At 28.4% G+C, this 22,866-nt stretch carries 16 protein-coding genes; 2 read left to right on the top strand and 14 right to left on the bottom strand.

Annotation, left to right across the window (positions count from 1 at the left end; genetic code table 11):
- Window positions 1–86: 86 nt before the first annotated feature.
- The 4 genes from carB to ABCP60_RS12905 all read right to left on the bottom strand — a co-directional run bounded on the left by carB (window position 87) and on the right by ABCP60_RS12905 (window position 6,412).
- Entirely contained in the window at window positions 87–3,293 is a 3,207-nt protein-coding gene (gene carB / locus ABCP60_RS12920; RefSeq protein WP_343101854.1) for a carbamoyl-phosphate synthase large subunit, read from the bottom strand.
- Between the two features lie 34 nt (window positions 3,294–3,327).
- Window positions 3,328–4,374, bottom strand: coding sequence for a glutamine-hydrolyzing carbamoyl-phosphate synthase small subunit (carA, locus tag ABCP60_RS12915; protein ID WP_166506131.1), 1,047 nt, complete (start codon window positions 4,372–4,374; stop codon window positions 3,328–3,330).
- A 10-nt stretch (window positions 4,375–4,384) separates the two neighbouring features.
- Window positions 4,385–5,101, bottom strand: coding sequence for an orotidine-5'-phosphate decarboxylase (gene pyrF, locus ABCP60_RS12910; RefSeq protein ID WP_343101853.1), 717 nt, complete (start codon window positions 5,099–5,101; stop codon window positions 4,385–4,387).
- A 468-nt stretch (window positions 5,102–5,569) separates the two neighbouring features.
- Window positions 5,570–6,412: a nitroreductase family protein gene (locus ABCP60_RS12905; protein WP_166506133.1), complete on the bottom strand. Its 843-nt coding sequence runs from the start codon at window positions 6,410–6,412 to the stop codon at window positions 5,570–5,572.
- A gap of 429 nt (window positions 6,413–6,841) precedes the next feature.
- Between ABCP60_RS12905 and ABCP60_RS12900 the strand changes: the two genes are divergently transcribed.
- Window positions 6,842–8,071, top strand: a complete 1,230-nt coding sequence (locus tag ABCP60_RS12900; protein WP_343101852.1) for an aminopeptidase — start codon at window positions 6,842–6,844, stop codon at window positions 8,069–8,071.
- A 263-nt stretch (window positions 8,072–8,334) separates the two neighbouring features.
- Here the strand turns inward: ABCP60_RS12900 and ABCP60_RS12895 are convergent, their stop codons facing one another.
- The 7 genes from ABCP60_RS12895 to ABCP60_RS12865 all read right to left on the bottom strand — a co-directional run bounded on the left by ABCP60_RS12895 (window position 8,335) and on the right by ABCP60_RS12865 (window position 15,703).
- The gene (locus tag ABCP60_RS12895; protein ID WP_092921581.1) at window positions 8,335–9,294 is read right to left on the bottom strand and encodes a carbohydrate kinase family protein; all 960 of its coding nucleotides are present in this window, start codon (window positions 9,292–9,294) and stop codon (window positions 8,335–8,337) included.
- A gap of 154 nt (window positions 9,295–9,448) precedes the next feature.
- A complete protein-coding gene (locus ABCP60_RS12890; protein WP_343101851.1) occupies window positions 9,449–11,839 on the bottom strand; it encodes a homocysteine S-methyltransferase family protein in 2,391 nt (796 codons plus the stop codon).
- Window positions 11,811–12,536 carry a vitamin B12 dependent-methionine synthase activation domain-containing protein gene (locus tag ABCP60_RS12885; RefSeq protein WP_166506136.1) on the bottom strand — a complete coding sequence of 242 codons (726 nt, stop codon included), beginning with the start codon at window positions 12,534–12,536 and terminating at the stop codon, window positions 11,811–11,813. The genes ABCP60_RS12890 and ABCP60_RS12885 overlap by 29 nt, the downstream gene beginning before the upstream one ends.
- Before the next feature lie 3 nt (window positions 12,537–12,539).
- Entirely contained in the window at window positions 12,540–12,995 is a 456-nt protein-coding gene (locus tag ABCP60_RS12880) for an S-ribosylhomocysteine lyase (RefSeq protein ID WP_092921587.1), read from the bottom strand.
- Between the two features lie 126 nt (window positions 12,996–13,121).
- A complete protein-coding gene (locus ABCP60_RS12875; protein ID WP_343101850.1) occupies window positions 13,122–14,237 on the bottom strand; it encodes an ATP-binding protein in 1,116 nt (371 codons plus the stop codon).
- On the bottom strand, window positions 14,227–14,916 hold the full coding sequence (locus ABCP60_RS12870) for a response regulator transcription factor (protein WP_343101849.1): 690 nt from the start codon (window positions 14,914–14,916) through the stop codon (window positions 14,227–14,229). Before ABCP60_RS12870 ends, ABCP60_RS12875 begins: the two co-directional genes overlap by 11 nt.
- A gap of 103 nt (window positions 14,917–15,019) precedes the next feature.
- Complete coding sequence (locus tag ABCP60_RS12865) at window positions 15,020–15,703, bottom strand: M15 family metallopeptidase (protein ID WP_092921593.1); 684 nt, start codon at window positions 15,701–15,703, stop codon at window positions 15,020–15,022.
- 152 nt (window positions 15,704–15,855) lie between these two features.
- On the opposite strand from ABCP60_RS12865, the gene ABCP60_RS12860 reads away from it, so the two are divergent.
- Window positions 15,856–16,581, top strand: a complete 726-nt coding sequence (locus ABCP60_RS12860) for an ATP-binding protein (protein WP_330405538.1) — start codon at window positions 15,856–15,858, stop codon at window positions 16,579–16,581.
- Between the two features lie 408 nt (window positions 16,582–16,989).
- On the opposite strand, the gene ABCP60_RS12855 is transcribed toward ABCP60_RS12860, so the two are convergent.
- The 3 genes from ABCP60_RS12855 to mprF all read right to left on the bottom strand — a co-directional run bounded on the left by ABCP60_RS12855 (window position 16,990) and on the right by mprF (window position 22,711).
- Entirely contained in the window at window positions 16,990–17,850 is an 861-nt protein-coding gene (locus ABCP60_RS12855) for a C39 family peptidase (protein ID WP_195928799.1), read from the bottom strand.
- A 1,504-nt stretch (window positions 17,851–19,354) separates the two neighbouring features.
- Window positions 19,355–19,972, bottom strand: a complete 618-nt coding sequence (locus tag ABCP60_RS12850) for a DUF488 domain-containing protein (RefSeq protein ID WP_343101848.1) — start codon at window positions 19,970–19,972, stop codon at window positions 19,355–19,357.
- Between the two features lie 207 nt (window positions 19,973–20,179).
- Window positions 20,180–22,711, bottom strand: a complete 2,532-nt coding sequence (gene mprF, locus ABCP60_RS12845; RefSeq protein ID WP_271933275.1) for a bifunctional lysylphosphatidylglycerol flippase/synthetase MprF — start codon at window positions 22,709–22,711, stop codon at window positions 20,180–20,182.
- Window positions 22,712–22,866 lie beyond the last annotated feature (155 nt).

Below are 22,866 nucleotides of genomic sequence, written 5' to 3'. Positions count from 1 at the left end.
TTTTATAATTTTCTAACTTTTTCCATGTGTTAAAATTAATAAACACCACTTTAGAGATATCTCTAAAGTGGTGTTTATTAATTTTATTATTCAGCTATATTGTATACTTCTAAACCTTCATTCATTATATGCTTCTTTTTCACTTCAACTAAAGCCTTTAATGTATCAAGTGATGTCATTACTTCCGTAGAGAACTCTGTTGCAGTTCTTCTTATTTTAAATCCATCTCTTGTTGAGTCATTCCCTTTAGTAGGGGTATTTATTACTATATCTACTTGCTTGTTTCTTATAACATCAAGTATGTTTGGTCTAGCTTCTTCTACTCTCTTAACTATATCAGCATCTATTCCATTTTCTTGTAATATCTTAGCTGTTCCTTCTGTAGCTACGAAAGTATAGCCTAATTCATTCATATCTTTTGCTATTTCTATAAACTCTTCTTTATCATGATTATTTATAGTTGCAAGTACTACACCTTTTTTGTCAGACATAGTTTTTCCTGCTCCTAAGAACCCTTTATATAAAGCTTCTTCTAAAGTCTCACCTACACCTAGTACTTCTCCTGTAGATTTCATCTCAGGCCCAAGACTTACATCAACACTAGCAAGTTTTGACATTGAGAATACTGGAACCTTTACAGATACTAGATTAGGCTCTTTATATACACCTGTTCCATATCCTAAGTCTACTAACTTCTCTCCCAGCATACATCTAGTAGCTAGGTCCACTATAGGTACATTACTTACCTTACTTATATAAGGTACAGTTCTACTTGCTCTTGGATTAACTTCTATTACATATAATTCATTTTTGAATTCTATAAATTGTATATTTACCATTCCAAGTACGTTTAGCTCTAAAGCAATTTTTTTCGTGTAATCTAATATTTTGGCTTTTATTTCATCATTTATATTTTGACTTGGATACATTGTTATACTATCCCCAGAATGAACCCCAGCTCTTTCTAAATGTTCCATTATTCCTGGTATTAGTATATTTTCTCCATCACATATAGCATCTACTTCTATTTCTCTACCTGTTAAGTACTTATCTATAAGTACTGGATTTTTCTTGTCTCTCTTGAAAGCATCTTCCAAGTATCTAGCTAACTTAGTTTCATCATAAGTTATTTCCATACCTTGACCACCAAGTACATAAGATGGTCTAACAAGTACTGGGTATTCTAATCTCTTAGCTTCTTCTATACCTTCTTCCACTGACCATATAGCTTTTCCTTTTGGTCTGTTTATATTTAATTTCTCTAGTAATTCTTCAAACTTTTCTCTGTCTTCTGCTGCATCTATGTCAGTAAAGTCAGTTCCTAATATTTTTATATTCTTTTCATGTAAGAATTTAGCTAATTTTATAGCTGTTTGCCCACCAAATTGAAGTATTACTCCATCTGGATTTTCTTTTTCTATTATATTTAATACTTCTTCTTCTGTTAATGGTTCGAAGTATAGTTTATCTGATGTATCAAAGTCTGTACTTACTGTTTCTGGGTTGTTGTTTACTATTATAGTTTCTATTCCCATTTTTCTTAATGATTTTACACAATGTACTGAGCAATAATCAAATTCTATCCCTTGACCTATTCTTATTGGTCCAGAACCTAATACTACAACTTTTTTCTTATTACTTACCTCTACTTCATCAAATTGCTCATAAGTTGAGTAGTAATATGGAGATAATGCATCAAACTCTCCTCCACAAGTATCAACCATCTTATATGCTGGTTGTATGTTGTATAGCTTTCTTAACTCACATAATCTTTCTGGACTTATCTTCATTAAGTCAGCTATACCTTTATCTGAGAATCCTTTTTTCTTTAGTTCTAATAGGTAATCTTTATTTAAGTCTTCTATTTTCATACCTCTTAATTTTTCTTCTTGCTCTACTATCCACTTAAACTTGTGTATAAACCACTTATCTACACCTGTTATTTGCTCTATCATGTCAACTTTATAGCCTCTTCTTATCATTTCAGCTAAGTCGAATAATCTTTCGTCATCTGGTACCACTATACTCTTCTTTAATTCTTCTAAGCTCTTTTCTTCTGAAGGAGCATGAACTAATGAATATTTTCCTATTTCAAGAGATCTTATACCTTTTAACATTGCAGCTTCAAAGTTACTTCCTATACTCATTATTTCTCCAGTTGCCATCATCTTTGTTCCTAACTTCCTATTAGCTTGCTTGAACTTATCAAATGGCCACTTTGGTATCTTAACTACTACATAATCAAGCGTTGGCTCAAAACATGCGTATGTTTTCTTTGTAACTGCATTTTCTATTTCGTCTAGAGTGTATCCTAAAGCTATTTTTGCAGCAACCTTAGCTATTGGGTATCCAGTAGCCTTAGATGCTAATGCCGAAGATCTACTAACTCTTGGGTTTATTTCTATAATTGCATATTCTAAACTGTGTGGGTTAAGTGCTATCTGTACATTACACCCACCTTTAACCTCTATTGCATTTATTATATCTATAGATGCTTTTCTAAGCATTTGGTATTCTCTATCACTTAAAGTTTGACTTGGAGCTACAACTATACTATCCCCTGTATGAACTCCAACAGGGTCTATATTTTCCATATTACATACAGTTATACAATTTCCATTGCCATCTCTTATTACTTCATATTCTATTTCTTTCCAACCCTTTATACTTTTTTCAAGCAATACTTGGTTAACCGGGCTTAATTGTAAACCTTTAGTAAGTATTTCTGTAAGTTCTTCAACATTTTCAGCTATACCTCCTCCAGTTCCACCTAGTGTATATGCAGGTCTAACAACTACTGGATATCCTATTTTTCCTGCAAACTCTAATCCACTTTCTAAGTCAGTTACTATATCACTAACTACAACTGGTTGATTTATTTCTCTCATTACTTCTCTGAAAGTATCTCTGTCTTCACCTTTTTTTATAGATTCAACAGATGTACCTATTATTTCAACATTATACTTTTCAAGTATTCCAGCTTCATGTAATTCAACTGCTAAATTAAGAGCTGTTTGACCACCCATTCCTGCTAATAAGCTATCTGGTCTTTCCTTTTCTATTATTTTTTCTATAAATTCTATTGTTAATGGTTCTATATATATTTTATCCGCTACTTCTTTGTCCGTCATTATAGTAGCTGGGTTACTGTTTATTAATACGACTTCTATTCCTTCTTCTTTTAATGCTTGGCAAGCTTGTGTTCCAGAATAATCAAACTCTGCTGCTTGCCCTATGATTATAGGTCCTGAACCTAATACTAATGTCTTTTTTATTCTATCTATTTTAGGCATAATTTTTTCTCCTTATCTAATTAAATTTAACAATCTATACTAATGCTAAGAATTTATCAAATATATAATCATTGTCTTTTGGCCCTGGGCAAGCCTCTGGATGATACTGGACACTGTATATAGGTAATTTTGTATGTCTCATCCCTTCTACAGTATTGTCGTTTAAGTTTATATGCGTTACTTCCATATCCTGTGGTAATTCACATACGTAATAACCGTGATTTTGAGATGTTATAAATACTTTGTTTTCCTCTAAATCTTTAACTGGATGATTTCCACCTCTGTGTCCAAACTTTAACTTTCCTGTTTTTCCACCTAAAGTTAATGCTAGTAATTGGTGTCCTAAGCATATTCCTGCTATTGGCTTTTTACCAATTAATTCTTTTATATTTTCTATAACATCTTCTAAATCTTCAGGATCTCCAGGTCCATTAGATAAGAATATTAAATCTGGGTTTATTCCTAATACATCTTCTGGCTTTGTTGTTGCAGGAAATACGGTTATATCACATCCACGATTTGCAAATGATCTTAGTATGTTTTCCTTAACTCCAAAGTCCATTACAGCAACTTTTGTTCCTCTTCCAGCTATATGCTCTACTTCTTTCCTAGTTACTGTTTTTACTGCTTGAGTATTTGAGAATGCATCTAATTTAGCTTGAACTTGCTCTAATGATGTACCTTCTAAAGTTATTATGCCTTTCATAGTTCCGTTGTTTCTTAATATTTTTGTAAGAGCTCTTGTATCTATTCCTTCAAGCCCTATAACTTTATTTTGCTTTAGGTATGTGTCTAAATCCATTTCACATCTAAAGTTATTTGGCATATCACTTTTTTCTCTTACTATAAATCCCTTTACATGAACTCCCTTAGATTCTACGTCTTCTAAGTTTATACCATAGTTTCCTACAAGAGGATATGTCATCGTTACTATCTGTCCATAGTACGAAGGATCTGTTAACACTTCTCCATATCCTGTCATAGAAGTATTGAATACTACTTCTCCTACACTGTCATTTAAATATCCAAAGGCTTTACCTTCGAATATAGTTCCATCTTGTAATATTAATTTCCCCTTCATATTAACCCTCCTAAGAATTCGCTATTTCATTTACTATATTTTTAGCTGACTGAGCTGGATTTTCAGCTTTAGTTATAGGTCTTCCAACTACTAAATAATGTGCTCCTTTGTTGATTGCATCAGCTGGAGTTACTACTCTCTTTTGATCTCCCTTGTCTGCACCTGCTGGTCTTACACCTGGGCATACTGTTACGAAATCTTTTCCGCAAGCCTCAACTATCTTATCTACTTCTTGTGCTGAACAAACTATTCCATCAATTCCTGCTTCCTTAGCTAGTTTGGCTCTTTTTATAGCTAATTCTTCTGTAGTCATATTGCATCCTATATCTTGTAAATCTTTATTGCTTAGCGATGTTAATACTGTAACACCTACTATTATAGGTTTTTCTATATTCAATTTCTCAGCCTCTTCCTTAGCAGCTAATGCACATTGTCTCATACCTTCTATATCAGAAACATGTATTGTCATTAACCAAACATTATCCCTAACTGCTGCTCTTACTGCACTTTGCATAGTATTTGGTATATCATGGAACTTAAGGTCTAAGAATATTTTTTTACCTTTTTCTTTTAAGTAATCTACTGTTTTACCTCTTGTTGCTACATATTGTTCTAACCCTACTTTAAATATATCCACTTCATTTTCTAGTGTATCTATTAATTCTTTAGCTTTATCAAATTCGTTAGTGTCTATCGCCACTATTAGTTTGTCTTTTCCATTTACCATAATTTTACTCCCCTTTTTAATAAAGCCTTAATAAAAAATCCTCATACCACAGGGTATAAGGATTCTATCTATACATAACATTACATTTATAAGCTATGAGATATCTTTCCCAGCCTCTCTGGACTAGTTTAAAAGACTTTATTATATTTTTGTTTTAAAAATTCACTTCGTTCATATCGCCAACGATATGGCTTCGTATTCACTCAGTCACATCCGTTGCTAAAAAAACCTCTAGCCAATCCAGCTAGAGGTTATATATACAAAATTAATTATTATAGTTAACCTTTTTAGCCTCTCTGGACTAGTTTCAAGGAATTTCTATTTTATTTTAATTACATACTACACTTCATATCCTCTCGGGATATTTTAAAGCTTTATCTTGTATACAATTATTACATCTTTTCCTTTTAATGTCAACTCTTCTTTTGTTCTTCTCTCTTTATAAATCGATATAATATATAATATTTTCTATTCTTCTATTATAGCACTTATATAATACTCTTTCCCTAATCTTTTTTTAGCCTTTGTTTTTTCATATTTTACTTTCATATCATATTTTTTACAAGCTATATCAAAATTTCTAAGACAAATTCCCATACTTATTTTACTCATTTTCTCTATAGACTTTTTTTGTTTTTCTTCATATATATCAATAGATGTTTTCGTATTGTAAAATCTCCAAGGTTGTACATTCTTTACAGATGATGACATTCTTACAGCACTTAATATTTTAGTCCACTTTCTATCCATTTTCTTTGATATTTCTTTTATTCTTTTTCTTCTTGGCTCTGCATTTACATTTCTAAAAATATGCTCTCCTTCTTTTGGGTATCCAAAAGCTATTACAATATATGGTTGCTCTTCACTTTCCTCTATACTTTCTTCTAGTTCTATATCTTCTTCCTTAACTTGTTCTTTTGAATATATTTCTATACTCTCTGTATCAATGTCTATAATCTCCTTTACATCTTCTTGAGATAAGTTACACTCTATCCAACAAGTACCTAAACCTAAAGTTGTTAATTGTAACACTACATTTTCTATTGCAAAACCAATATTTTGTAAATAGTCTTCCCCTTTATTCGATGTTACTAATATATAGTGAGGTGCCTTTATATTACAGTCCTTTTTCATTAAAAACTGTATCAAGTGACCTCTATCTATTAAATGTGCTTTTATATCCAATTCTTCATTTAAATAATCAATACTCTTACATATTTCTTTAATTTCTTTCATTAATTCTGGTTTTACAGCTCTATTTGAATATTCTTTTATCGTTCTTCTATAAAATATAGCATCATATAAGTCCATTTATTTCCTCCTAAAATATTTCCAATATCTATATAAATCAAATTGATATATTATATATCTTTTATTAATAGTTATATTTTTCTAGTCATTTCTACAAATTCATATATTATATTATAAATTTTTTTATTCTTTTTGTACATTTAAATACATATTATTTATAATTTATAGTTAAATATTTTATATATATTTACTTATATTTTTTGGGGTATAAAATATAGTATTATAGTTTATCTAGTGCTTATTTTTGCCGATAATTTATTTTATAAGAAAACTGTTTCCAATTTTCTGTTTTTGTAAATATATTATAAATATTTTTTTATAGTAAAATTATGTAATTCCCTTATTTTTTTAGTATTATTAAGTTAGCAGTGAATAAACTATAATTATCTTAATAAGATAATTTTATTAAAATTTTAGGAGGTTCAAATTATGGAATTTGAAAGAAATTTAGATAAGTATGCTGAGTTAGCTGTTAAAGTTGGAGTTAATATACAAGCTGACCAAACTTTACTTGTTAGATCGCCTATCGAATGTGCTCCTTTTGTTAGAAAAGTTGTTGAGCATGCTTATAAGGCTGGAGCTAAAAATGTACATATAGAATGGTCTGATGAAGAATGTACTTTAATAAAATACTTAAATGCACCTGAAGAAGCATTTAACGAATTCCCTAAGTGGACTTCAGAACAATATGTTGATATAGCAAAAGAAGGGGGAGCTTTCTTAACTATATATGCTCAAAACCCTGATTTATTAAAAAATGTAGATCCTCAAAGAGTCGCTAACTTCCAAAAAGCATCTGCACAAGCTTTAAAGGAATGGAGATCTTACACTCTATCTGACAAATGTAAATGGAGTATAGTATCTGTACCAACTGAATCTTGGGCAGCTAAGATATTCCCTGATGTTTCTAAAGAAGAAGCTGTTGAAAAATTATGGGAAGCAATATTTAAGTGTTCAAGAGTTTCTGGTCAAGACCCAATAGAAGCTTGGAATAATCACAACAATGACTTAAAAACAAGAATGAATTTCTTAAATGATAAAAACTTCAAAACATTAAAATTTAAATCAGCAAAAACTGATTTAACTATGGAATTACCTGAGGGGCATATTTGGTTAAGCGGTGCATCTCAAGACCCTAATGGTGTTAACTTCAACCCAAATATACCAACAGAAGAGGTTTTCTCTATGCCTCACAAATTTAAAGTTAATGGTGTAGTTCATAGCACGAAACCACTTGTTTATGGTGGAAATGTTGTAGATAACTTCTCTTTAACATTTAAGGATGGAAAAATAATAGATTTCACAGCTGAAAAAGGTGCTGAGACACTAGGTAAATTAATAGACACTGATGAAGGTTCTCATTACTTAGGAGAAGTTGCATTAGTTCCTTTTAAATCTCCTATATCAGACACTAATATAGTATTCTTCAACACTTTATACGATGAAAATGCATCTTGTCACTTTGCATTAGGATCTGCATACAAGACTTGTATAAAAGATGGAGATTCTATAAAAGAAGAGGAAATGGATAAATATGGTGTTAACACAAGTTTAACTCATGTTGACTTCATGATAGGTTCAGCTGATATGGATATCGTTGGTATAACTAACGATGGTGAAGAAATTCAAGTATTCAAAGATGGAAACTGGGCTTTCTAATTTAATACCTATTAAATAAAAGAGATGCTAGTTAGGCTTAGCATCTCTTTTTAAGGTTATATAAAAATAATAGTAAATATTATAATAAGTTTACTGTCTTATCTATTTATTATCTATAGATAATAAAAAACATCTAGGATTACAAAATATAACCCTAGATGTTTTTTGGTTGTCGACGATAAATATTTTATATCAATTAATCTTACATTTTGCAGATTAACTTATAACTTAATTATACATAATTTTTTTAATATAGTAAATTTCTATTTACTATATTTTACTTCTGTCCACTCTATATTGTTAATATATTTTTCAACTAACTCGTGGCTCATATCTGGATGAATAGTTTCTTCTGTTGCTATAGTTATAGATGACATAGCTATTGCATATTTTACAGTATCAACTATATTAATATTATTCATATAACCATTAGCTATACCTGCTACAAAAGAATCTCCTGCACCAGTAACGTTGATTACTTTTACATCATTAGCCTTAATTTTACCTTCTTCTTGCCCATTGTTGTAGTATATACCATCTTCATCTAATGTTATAAATACGTTTTGGATACCTAAGTCTGTAAAATATTTACCAGCTTTTCTTAAATCTTCATCATTGTGTATTTTAAATCCACACATTATTTCAGCCTCATATCTATTTGGCTTTATAGTATGGAACCCTTTTATTAAGTGTTTAACTGTTTTGGCCTTTGCTGCTGAAACTGGATCTAATATAAGTTTAGTATCTTTACTAAAGTTTTGTATTATATATTCTACTATATCAGGTCTATCTGAGTCTAGTATCATATACTCGGCATTTCTTATTATTTCCGCTTTTGAGTCTATAAATTCTGTAGTAAACATGTCTATTATGTTCATATCAACTACAGCAGAAACCATCTCACCTTGTTCATCTAAGATAGCCATATATGTAGGAGTGTGCCCTCCTTTTATTATTAGAGACTCGCTCATATCATAGTTCATCTTTTTAGAATGATCTAACATTCTTTTTCCTGTCTCATCATCTCCTAATATAGAGATAAATCTTGTATTTACACCTACTCTAGCCATACATTCAGCTATATTTCTACAAACTCCTCCGAAAGAAGTCTTAACTTTACCTGGATTAGAATCATTACATCTATAATTATTGTTTGTAAACCCGCAGATATCAAAAACTGATACTCCGAAAACTAACGCATAAGGTTGCCTATTGTCTATCATTTTTGTTTAAACCTCCCTAAGAATCACCTTCCTATTTTATCACATTCTTATGAGTTTTTTCTATAGATTTTACGTTTTAATGTCAATTATGCAAATTTTTACACTTTTTTTGTCATATTTTAATAAAATAGGAGGTTAAAATACCCCCTATATTTTATCTTAAATTTGTCTTTGCTATTTCTATAGATGATTTCGCATCTTTAGAATAATAGTCTGCCCCAATCTCTTTTGCATACTCACTAGTAAGTACTGCACCACCAACAAATACTTTCGCATCTAGTCCTTCTTTTCTTATTGCTTCTATTGTTTCTTTCATGCTTTTAACTGTAGTTGTCATTAAAGCACTTAATCCTATAAGTTTTATATTTCTATTTTTAGCCTCTTCAACAATTACATCAATATCAACATCTTTCCCTAAATCTAGGACATCATACCCATAATTTTCAAGCATTATCTTTACAATATTTTTACCTATATCGTGTATATCTCCTTTAACAGTTGCTACTATGATTTTTCCTTTTTGCTCTATACTTTCACTTTTACTTTGTAAACTTACTTTTAGAATATCCAGTGCTACTTTCACAGTCTCTGCCGATTGTATTAATTGCGGTAAGAATATTTCACCATTTTCATATTTTTTACCTATTTTATCTAGTGTAGGTATAAGTATTTCTTCTATTACTTCATTTTCTAATTGACTTTTTAAAATATTTGGTATTACTTCTTTTATTTCTTCTTTAAGTCCTCTTTCTATTATTTGTTCTACTGATAATTTTTCTTTATTATTTTGTCTTGTATTGATATCTTTATTATTTACAACATTTGCATATTTACTTATGTAATTTATACAATTTTTATCTATATTTTTTATTACTTTAAAAGAGTTTATAACTTCTATCATGCTATCTTCATTTGGATTTATAATTGGTAAGTCTAGTCCATTTGCTAATGCCATAGTTAAGTAAGTACTATTTAAAGCTTTTCTATTTGGTACACCAAAAGATACATTTGATACCCCTAATATAGTTTTAACTCCCAATTCCTCTTTTATCATTTTTATACATTCTATAGTTGCCATGGCCTCTGATTGCTGCGCTGAAACTGTAAGTGATAAGCAATCTATAAATATATCTTCTTTATTTATTCCATAAGATATTGCTTTATCTACTATTTTTTTAGCAATATTAAATCTTCCTCTTGCCGTTTTTGGTATTCCATTTTCGTCTAAAGTAAGTCCAACCACACATGCTCCGTATTTTTTTACTATCGGAAGTATTTTACTTAATGATTCTTCTTTTCCATTCACAGAATTTACTATAGTTTTACCGTTATAATATCTAAGACCTTGTTCTAAGGCATCTATATTTGATGAATCCACTTGAAGAGGAGTATCTATAACAGATTGAATTTCTTTTATAACCATAGGCATAAAATTTTCTTCTTCTATATTAGGTATTCCTACATTTACATTTAATATTTCAGCTCCACCATTTATTTGTTCTAAACCTAAGTTTATAATGTAATCAAAGTTTCTATTTTTTATTGCATCTTGAAGACTTTTTCTCCCTGTTGGATTTAATCTTTCTCCCATAACAGTCGGAGCTTTTATTTCTACAGCCTTTGATGGTGAGCATACAAAACATTTATTTACTTTCTCTACATTTACCTTTTTTAATTCATCTAGATTATTAGATATTTTATTTATAAAAGATGGATCTGTTCCACAACATCCTCCTATTATTGATGCACCTACTTTTACAAAATTTTTAACACCTTTATAAAATTCCTCTGCATCTACATCATATGTAGCTTGTCCATCCACTATATTTGGTAGTCCTGCATTAGCTTGAACCACTACCGGCACCTTTGTCATCTTAGCTATTCTCTCTACTATTGGTAAAAGCTGCTTTGGCCCTAAAGAGCAATTTACACCTACAGCATCTACTCCTAATCCTTCTATAGTTAAAACCATACTTTCTGGAAGGCACCCAGTAAAACTTCTCCCATTTTCATCAAAGGTCATAGTACAAAATACAGGTAAGTTAGTATTTTCCTTAGCTGCTAATACTGCTGCCTTAGCCTCATATAAATCCATCATAGTTTCTATTATTATTAAATCTGCACCAGACTTTTTACCTTGTATTGCTTGTCTTTTAAATATTTCATATGCCCTATCAAAACTTAGTGTTCCCATAGGTTCTAACATTTCTCCTATCGGTCCCATATCTAGTGCTACAAATTTATTATTAATATTTTGTGATTCATTAATAGCTTTTTTAGCAACTTTTACTGCATTATCTACTATTTTTTCTACAGTATACCCTAGTTTTTCTAATTTTAGCTCGTTAGCACCAAAAGTATTTGTAGTTATTACATTTGACCCTGCATCTAGGTATGATTTATGTATTTCTAAAAGTTTATCTGGATTTTCAAATCCAAATATTTCTGGATTTTCCCCTATTTTTAAACCTTTTTGTTGAAGCATTGTTCCCATAGCTCCATCAAATATTAATATATTATCTTTTATAAAATCTCTTACATTCATCTCTGTCATCCCCTTTTTTATATTTACAATTTTTGTTATTTTGGCATTTTGAACATGATTTAAAGCTTTGAATTGTTTTATCTTCTGATATTCCTATTATTGCTATAACAGACTTCCTTGGAATCATTATTCCACTTTCAGTTATAGTCAAACCGATTTCTTTTTGACAATTTAATAGATTTATTATTTCTCTATTTTTTTCTATTGGTAAGTCCCCATATCCTGGGCTATATCTTGATGTTATGAATTTATTAGTATTAATTAATTTTTCTTGTATTTCCAATTGTAGTCTATCGCACAGTTCTTCTATAGCTGTAGTAGCACAAGCATCTAATATTATACTTTTGCTTAACTCATTATAAGAGCGCTTTTTTATTTCTTTTTCTATTTCTATCCCTAGTGTTGTAGCCATGATTATGCATTCACTGCAACTATCTAATAAATTATACAAATCTCTACTTTTTAATGTTAAATTACTTCCCTTTATATATACCTTATCTCCATATGGTCTGTTATCTTCTCTTAATATAGGATAAACCCTCAAAATATATCGAGGGTTTATTGTTGATTTAGTTATTTTTATGCATTCATCAATTATATTATGAAGATTTTCATTTATTTCTTGACCTTTATACTCTAGATATCTTAATACTTCGTTTTTATCTATATCTATAGATTGTGAAAAGTCAATTCTCATTTATTATTCTCCGTATATATTTAGTGAGAATCCTTTTTCTAAAGCTTCTCTAGCATATTCTTGTGCTCCAAATAGAGATAAATCTTTGTAATTTCCACACTCTACAGCAGTAGCTGCTGGTATTTCTTTAGCATCTAAAACCATTTTTAATGCTTTTTCTAACCCTTCTTTTATAACTGCTGGTTCTACATCTCCCCATACTATTAAGTAGAATCCTGTTCTACATCCCATTGGAGATAAGTCTATTATGTTATCTATTGTTTCTCTTAAATAAGTAGCTAATAAATGCTCTAAACCATGCATAGCAGCTGTTCCAAATGTTTCTGCATTTGGTTGTAAGAATCTTATATCAAACTTACTTACCATATCTCCTTTTTCTCCATTTAATAAACAACACTTTCTAACATAAGGTGCTTTTACTTTTGTATGATCTAGTTTAAAACTTTCTACTTTTTGCATTTTAATTCCCTCCGATACTTAAATTTTTTATATGATAATATTATACTTCATAATAAGGATATATTATCAAGTTTTACATGATATTTTTATTTATTAAATTAATTTTTTATTAAATTTCTAAATATTTTATATTAATTTAAGCTTTACTTCAAAAATAGTTCTGCTACTATTACTTTCAACTTTGATGTTTCCCCCATGTAACTCTACTATATTTTTAGCTATAGCTAGTCCTAGTCCTGATCCACCATCATTTCTATTTCTAGATTTTTCTACTCTATAAAATTGTTCGAATATATGAGGTAAGTCTAAAGAAGGTATTTGTTCTCCATAATTTATAATTTGGACTATAGCCATATTATCTTGTTTTCTTGTTACTATATCTATATATCCCCCATCTTTACCATATTTTATCCCATTGCTTATTAAATTTTCAAATACCCTTACTAACTTATTAGCATCTGCATTTATTATTAATTTATCTTCAGAAAAATCAGTTCTTCCTTTTATATTATTTTGCTTAAATTCATACTTAAATTGTTCTGCTATTTGTCCTAATAATTCTACCAAATTTATATTGATTTTATCTAAACTTATAGTATTATTTTGCATCTTTGTAAGTTCAAATAAATCATTTATAAGAATGCTCAAGCTTTTAGATTTTTCGTATGCAATCGTCGTATAGTATCTAAGCTCAACTTCATCTTTATATCTATCATCTTCTATTAAACCTAAATATCCTATTATAGATGTTAAAGGCGTCCTTAAGTCATGCGAGACATTTGTTATTAAATCTGTCTTAGTTTGTTGTGCTCTTCTCTCTTCTATTGTTATATTTCTCAACTGTGAAACTATACTGTTAATATTATTACCTAATTGCCCAACTTCATCTTTTGATACAACTTGTATAGTTTGATTTAAGTCACCATTAGCCATGATATTAGTTGTATTTATAATTTCACTTATACTATCAATTTTTTTCTTCATAAATATAATATATATAGGTATGGATATTAGGAGAATTAGTATTATATAAATTAAATCTCCTATATAATTATTCTTTGCATATAAAAATTCGTTTACTACATTTATAATTACTTGGGGAATCTTTGCATAACTATTTATATACATATCTACTAATATAAAATAAGTAACACCTATTATACTGCCACCTATTACTATGCTGATTATAAAATATATTACAGGCTTAAATGCGTATTCAAATAAAATTTTTTTATTTTTCAATTTTGTAACCTACTCCCCATACAGTGTGTATTATTTTATTATCTACATACTTTTCTATTTTTTCCCTTATTCTACTTATATGAACCATCACAGTATTATTAGATTGGTAGTATTGTTCTTTCCATACTTTTTCAAAGATTTCTTCTGTGCTAAATACACGCCCTTTATTACTAGCTAATAGATATAAGATATCAAATTCTCTATATGTTAAAGATATTTCACTTTCTCCAACAGTAACCTTATGCTTACTTTTATCTATATTTAAATTTTCTATTGTTATTATATCCTTACTATATTTTGATTTATTATTAAAATAATACGCCCTTCTAAGTAATGATTTCACTCTAACTGCAAGCTCTAATGGATTAAATGGCTTTGTCATATAATCATCTGCCCCCGTCATTATACCTTGAATTTTATCCATATCTTCAGATTTAGCACTTAGCATTAATATAGGAATATCTAGTTTTTCTCTTATCCTTCTACAAACTTCTATTCCGTCTATACCAGGCATCATTATATCTAGTATCATCAATTGTATATCTTCTTTTTCTACTATATTTAAAGCTTCTATTCCATTTTCAGCTTTTATTACATCATATCCTTCATTTAATAAATATATTTCAATAAGATTTCTAATTTCTTTTTCATCATCTACTACAAGTACTTTATTTTTCAAATTTCATCATTCCCATCTGTATAATTTGTTTTTATATAATACTTCTACGTTATTCGTTAATGTTTCACATAAAACAATTATAATATACTTTTATCGATTTAATTTAATTAATTTTGCTAGCTGTGTACTCTTCTAATGTAGAATTATTTTCATATATTTCTTTAGCTACTTCTTTCCCTACATATCTTATATGCCATGGTTCATATGACTTACCTGTTATATCTTCTTTTCCTAATGGGTATCTTAATATAAACCCGAATTTATGAGCATTCTCTGCTAACCATATAGCTTCTTTCGTACTACCTACAAACCATCTATCTTCATTAGTCACGTCTATACATAATCCAGTTTGATGTTCACTACTACCTGGCTTAGCCACATATTCATTAGCCTTTGTTAATCCATCCGAAATAACCTTTTTAGTATATATATCTTTTTGAGTTGCATAAGATCTATACGCTGATGTACCTAAAAAATTAATTCCTTCTTCTTTTGCTTGCTTAAATAACTCCTCTACTGCTTTTGACGCAACCTCTTCCATTTGTTTTTCTTCATTAGTTGCATTATCGATAAAAGGAATGTTTGGCACATCACTTTTATATGGTTTATAGTTTTCATCTAACTTATTATCATTGTTTACTAATAGCGTGTTTGTTATAATATTTGAGTTACTTTTATTTAATATTTTTTCTTGTGTTGATGTTTTTCCTGGCATTAATATTTTTACTAAAATAATTGTAACTGCTACTATTATTATAATGGGTACTATAACCCTAAATTGTTTCATAATCTATCTTCTCCTTTTAACCTTAACTACTACATTTTCAATGAAATTGTAGTGAATTTTCATAGGTTTATTTTAAAAGATAGATTTTAAGTAACTTATAAGTAATTCTTAAGAAATCTTAAATTTATTAAATTTTGATGGAGGACACAAATATGACTATGCAAAAACTTCTTAGTAAAGCTCGTCAGGCTATACAAGATTTTGATATGATACAAGATAACGATAAAATAGCAGTAGGACTTTCTGGAGGAAAAGATAGTTTAACATTACTTCACATACTGAAAAACTATCAAAGATTCTCACCTCAAAAGTTTGAATTGATTGCAATAACGCTAAACCCTGGTGGTGTAGACAATTCACCATTATACAAACTTTGTGAAGATTTAGATGTAGAATTTCATGAAGTTCAAACTAATATAAAAGAAATTGTATTTGATATAAGAAAAGAGAAAAATCCATGTTCATTATGTGCCAACTTAAGACGTGGTGCGCTAAATGGTACTGCTAAAGAACTAGGATGTACTAAGGTTGCGCTTGGGCACCATAAAGATGATGCAATAGAGACATTTTTAATGTCTATGCTATATGAAGGAAGAGTTAACTGTTTTTCTCCAAAGACGGTTATGGATAAACAAGATTTAACAATAATAAGACCTATGATTTATATAGAAGAATATATGACAAAAAAGGCCACAAGAGAATATAACTATCCAGTTATAGAGAATCCTTGCCCTGCCGATGGTCATACTAATAGACAAAATATAAAAGAACTTGTCCAAAGATTAAATAAAGAAATGCCAGGTTCAAAAAAGAACATATTTGGAGCTTTAAATAATCCTGATAAATTATTTATATGGGATAAAGAAAAAATAAAATAAATATAAAATCTTAAAAATATTATATATCTTAGGTATCAATCTATGAATTAATATTATATTATTCAATTCATAGATAATACGTCAAAATGACTTAAATTTTATTTTGGCGTATTTTTTTATCTATAATAATTGTAATATTATCTCATTGAAGTTTTTTATAGTACCTGAATCGTATAATTAAATCAGATAAATATATAAATAAAAAAGACACTTATGATACGCTTAGGTAACCGACTAAGATCAACAAAAGGATGGTCAAAAATGTATTTTAATTATATTAACATAAATTAGCTATAGTAACTCTAGTAGAAAAACACCCAATGAAGTTATGAAAAAATGAACTGTTTTGAAAATAATTAACTCATCATCCAAAACAATTCATTTATATTTTATAAATTTTTATTAGTTTTAAGCTACACTAAACTTCCATAAATCCTTAGTTTCCTTCATGAAAATATCTATATCCCAAGTTTTATTGCTTTTTTCTTTACTATCAGGATCATTCACTATTATATTTCCATCTTTATCTACGCCAGTTAAGACTATATAATGTCCTTGAGTTGTAAATGTTCCTGGACCCATAGTTGCTATTATTGGCTCTCCTTTTTTAAGAGTAGATATAATTACTTCTTTGCTTAAAGGTATTTCTTTGCCCTTTAGTCCAAAGTTGCTTACTCCATCAGTCATTAAACTCCACTTAGAGCCTATACCCTCTACATAGTACCCTCTATCATAAGCAAAATCTGAAACTACCTTTGGATTTATGTTTGTATTTCCTGTAAGACCTACCGCAACCATCGCTAAAGAAGTTGGTCCACATCCATCAATTGCAATAAAGTTAGAACCATATTTATCGTATCCCCATCTTTCGTCCCATTGAAGGAAAAGTGGTATTTCACCTTTTTTGTAATCATCTTTTACAGATATTTTTTTATTTATTTTTGAATCATTGTAGATATAATCTGAAACAAAATCTATCGTTTCAGGCTTTTTAGCTGCTAAATCTAATAAATCTTTAGGATACAAATCTATATTATTTAATATCTTTTTTACTTTTGGGTATTCATTTGATTCTTCTTCTAAAGTAATTATAGTTGGATCATTTGAGTTTAAAATTTCTTTAGATATTAATTCATCACCTTTATTTCCAGACATTGTATGCTTCCCCAATATGGCTACTAAACCTATACCTAATATAGCCGCTACGCCTATAATAGAATATTTAACATTCTTCTTCATCACTCTTTTTTTCTTCTTTTTATAGACCATTATGTCATTCTCCTTTTGATGCATATAAAAAACATCTAAAAGCTACCCTATATAGGTTTATTCTATACTTCATAGCTTCCAGGTGTTTTATTTTTACTATAATCTTAAGTCATTCAGCTATTTTCTAGTTGTATCAAACAACTTTGAGCATAATCACCTTCTAACATATTAACTAACTTGTCCATGTTCTTTAATTGAGCTTTATCAATTAATTCTGTAGTAATCTTAGATATTAAGTTTACAGTAGATTATATAAACTAATATCCTTTAGCTTAAGGTTCATCTCTTATTCTATATAACTAAATTACAATATATATTATAATCTATATTTTATAAAAATTTTATTAAGTAATTATCTGCATTATCATATTCCACAATGCTTATAAAGTAGTTTATTATTCAAAGTTACAACACCATCATTTTTGATATATCCATTAACGAAATTATATGTTAATATAATACCTTAATACAATTCTATAACATATTAATAATCAAAAAAGACGCTTATGATAAGCTTAGTTAATCAATTAAAATCAACAAAAGGAATATCAAAAATGCATTTTAACCATACTAACATAAACTAGCTAGCAAATCTAGAGGCAAGTTATTACTTAGGTGTAAAAGATAGAGGCTTACTTCCAGTTACTTAGTGAACCATAGGTAATTTTCCTTATGTAAATTAACAATTTAGGATATAAAAATCTCTTTATCAATTAAACTTATATCTTAAGAAAATATAATTTTTATAACAAAAAAAGACTGTTTCCGTTACAGTCTTTTTAAAGGGCTATTAAAATTTTTATCAAATACTATTTAAGGGGGGTTAGTATTTTTATAGTTATAATTCTATATTTAGAAGGAGCATTAAGTATAGCTCCTCCTTTTATGTCAAATTCTTAAATGTCAATTTTTTATGTCCGTTCCTAATGCATATATCATCTTATGTCATTTCTTGTTGCCTATGTATACAATGTACTATATTTTTGTATAGCTGTCCATAATACAAAATATTTTTTATAAAAAATTTACCTTTTATAACAAATTTAGTTTTTCTATAAATATTTTATAAATTTATATTTTAAAAATTCTTATAATGAATAAGTTCATAGAAATGCATTTAATATAACCGCTATGAACTTTGCTCCTTAAGAAGTCGGATCTGAAATTCAGAAACATATACCAGAATTTGAGCTTAGCTATAATGTAGACCCTATACGTCAATCTATTGCAGAATCTTGGCCTAATTCTATAGATTCATCTTGTGCAGTAGCAGAATGGGGATTTAAGTTCGAACATAATTTAAGTAAGATGACATCAGATATGCTTAGTAAATTATCATCAAAATAATATATAATACGTTTATATAAAATATATGTAATTATTTACATTCCATAGATTCTATCAATAGGAATTTAAGGTGTTTAAAGATTATTCCTATTGATAAAATCTATTTTTTTACTTTTTTAAAAAAACAATTCTATATACATTATTATGGTTTTATTGTTTATTTAGATATACATTCCGTTCTATATCCAATTTCTTTATTTGCTAGCCTATATGCTTCATTTATCATGTCCTCTTTAGACATGCTATTACCAATTAAACTATCTATGGTTATTTGATTTCTTTCACTAAAATATTTATCTAAAAGTTGATTTTCTATATCCTCTTGTTCGGCCACATCTCCTTCGTGTAGTATATACTTCACATTTATTCCATTTTCATTTAATCTTCTTCCAACTAATATACTCCTATGACATCTGATTGGATCTTGCATTGCCCCTAAAAGAGCAATTTTATATCCTTTTTTACACCCATCTTTTATTCTCTCTATCCCCTTTTTAAATATATCTTCTTTGCTTACTTTCTCAAAATCAGCAAATCCTTCTCTATTATAAGATTCTTTTGATCCTCTCCTAGCTCCAAATTCTTTTCCCATGTATATATATATAAATCCTTCTTTTCTTAAAGTTTTACAAAAATCTTCTCTATTGTATTGAATATTATACCTAGAATATGGAGTTTCTCTAATATCTACAACACAATTTATATTGTATTGATTTAACATATCTATAAGCTTTTCAATTGGATAATTAGAGTGACCTATCGCAAATACTTGCATAACTTCACCACCTTTTTTAATGCACTTTTACTTATATTTATATCCAAAATGAATTTATATAAATTCTATTATTTTAAATTAACTATTTAAATAATTAGTGTTTTTTATTATTATATCTCATAAACAAAAAATGATAGTCTATTGATGATTGATTTAATCTCATAGACTATCATTTTATTATTATATTTACTTTATATCTTTATAAGTTTAATCTACCTTCTCTATAGGTTTCGAAACTAACAAAATAACTTGAATCATTGTAGTTATTAATGATGTTTTTCTTTTATAAGCCATATATCTTCCATCCCAAGAATCACAGTATTTTTCTTTGAACTTCTTTAGACCTTGGAATGAATAGAATTTATGTCCATGTGAATATACCTTGGCAGCTATCTTCTCACCTAGAAATGCATACTTTGATATACCTACATTTGATAATGGAGCCATACCCATATTAAATCTTGAGTATCCATTTTCTTTTCCCCACTCAAATAGATTAACGAACATGAAGTCCATTATTCCATTACAAGTTTCATGTGAAAAACGCATTAAGTCTATCGATAAAGTTTTATGACCATCATACATCGGCATAAAGTTAGCAAATCCCTTTATTTCACCATCTTTATTTTTAACTATAGATATTGGATTTCTACTTAAATACTCTACATCGAAAAATCCTATTGAGAATCCTTTTTCTTGTCTTCCACATAGCCATTCATCAGATACAGCTTTTATACTATCCATAAATTCATCACTGAAAGGAGGCTTTACAACTTCAAATGTATATTCTTCTTTGCTAACTCTTGATATAGCATTTCTTACACTCTTCATTTTTCTTCCTTCTAATGTAAATTTATTTAAATCTACAGCTGCCTCTTCTCCTAATTTAAAGAACTCATATCCTGTTTCATGAAGGTATGGAATTAATTTATCATCTATAGCACAGAATGTTGGTATATATCCATATTTATCAGCTAACTCATAGAATTCCTGAATAGTATTAAATATATTTTCATCATTCCCTACTGGATTTCCTAATATAAATATCTTATTAGCATAAGTTTGATATTGTATTAAAACATCCTTATCTTTATTTATATAAACATACTTATCATTTAAATATATAAAGTGTATTATAGATGTCCCGCCAAATTTATTTAGTATATTTTCTACATCATCTTTACATTCTTCTAATTTCATCTTAGGGAATTCATTTTTACCATTCTTATAATATATAATACATAAGAATAATATGGCTATTATAAATCCAGCTATACTTAAAAACATTACATTTGATGATGCATTTGAAAATTGTATTTGATATTGAGTAAAAGGTATCTTTCCTACTTTTCCATGAACGCTTGCGTAGAAAGTATATAGATATAGTATTAAGAAAGATAGCAATATTATTACATCTTGTATAAATATTCCCCAACGCATTACAAAACTTTCTCTATAAAATTGTTTTTTACCAAGCCAAATTATAAGACCTACTATTACTAAATACAATGCTCTACCATAGTCCGTTCCTTGTGCGAAAGTCACCCCAATACATAAGGCAACTATTATTAAAGTTAATTTATAAATATTTTTTGATTTATAAATTAATAATCTAGACATAGCTATAAGTAAAAATCCTAATACTATGGCAAATTTATCTGGTATATATATTATTGATAGATGTGAGACTCTACTTATTATATTTATTTTATTTATAACTTCAGGAATAGCTTCTGATATTAACAGAATACTTCCTGTTAATAGTACAATAAGTACTATACCTATATGAGCCATTTTTGATAGTATAGTCATTACTATATCTCTTATATCATCATCTACAGTCTTCCACATTACATTTCCATATAAAATTAATCCTATAATTAATGGAACTATATAATAAGAAATTCTATATAGGAATATAGCTAATAAAACTTTCTCTGATGGAACATTTAAAGCTTGTAATCCTAGTATCATTGTCAAATCAAAAGAACCAAGTCCTCCTGGTGATAAACTAACAATAGCCACTATAATTGCTAGTACAAATACCGGGAATAATTTCATAAATGATATATTTGCATCTAGTACTAACATGATAGAGTATATTAAAACTATAGTTGTTAACCATTCTAATGCTGATATTCCCATTATAGTTACCGCATCTTTAATATCTTTTCTATCTTCATCATTTCCCTTAATAAACTTATATATGAAGTATATTGATATTGCCGGGAAATAAATACTTATTATTAAAGTTAATATGCTTGTCCAATCATTTAACTTTAATGACTCAAAATTAGTGATGGCATATATGAAACTCACCATAGAAAAACCAGTTAAATTTAAAGCTACTATTTTTGATATCTCTTTTACAAGTAACTTTTTGTCCTTCACATAATTACCATAAAAATTACTCTTTAATGCTATGGCTGTACTTCCTCCAAATCCAGCTATACTAGCAATTGAACTAGCTATCCATGAGAATTTATATAACTCCCTGTTATCTAAGTTGATATTCACTCTTCTTTTTAGTACAAAATCGTAAAGACTTAAAGGAAGATATGAAATAATTCCTAAAAGTATTATTGTTATTGAGTTTATAAGCGTTAACTTATCTGCATATAGTTTAAATGTATTCATATTAAATGAAGAAACTACACTGATAAACTCTTTCATAACTATAACAAATATTACTAATGCTATTAAATACTTTAATGTATTTTTTAATTTTACTTTATTTATAATTATAATCTCCTCCTTTTATATTTCTGATAATAAGGCTATTTTACCATACTTTGACACAATATATCCTTACATTCTTCTTTATCTTATATAACAGATTTGTAAGAATTTAAATTTATTGTAAAAGTTTTGCCTGACAATATATATTATTCTAC

The organism is Romboutsia sp. MSSM.1001216sp_RTP31141st1_G3_RTP31141_220114, assembly GCF_039031195.1.
Lineage (GTDB): Bacteria > Bacillota > Clostridia > Peptostreptococcales > Peptostreptococcaceae > Romboutsia_C > Romboutsia_C hominis.
This window is presented reverse-complemented; position numbering and strand designations above follow the sequence as displayed.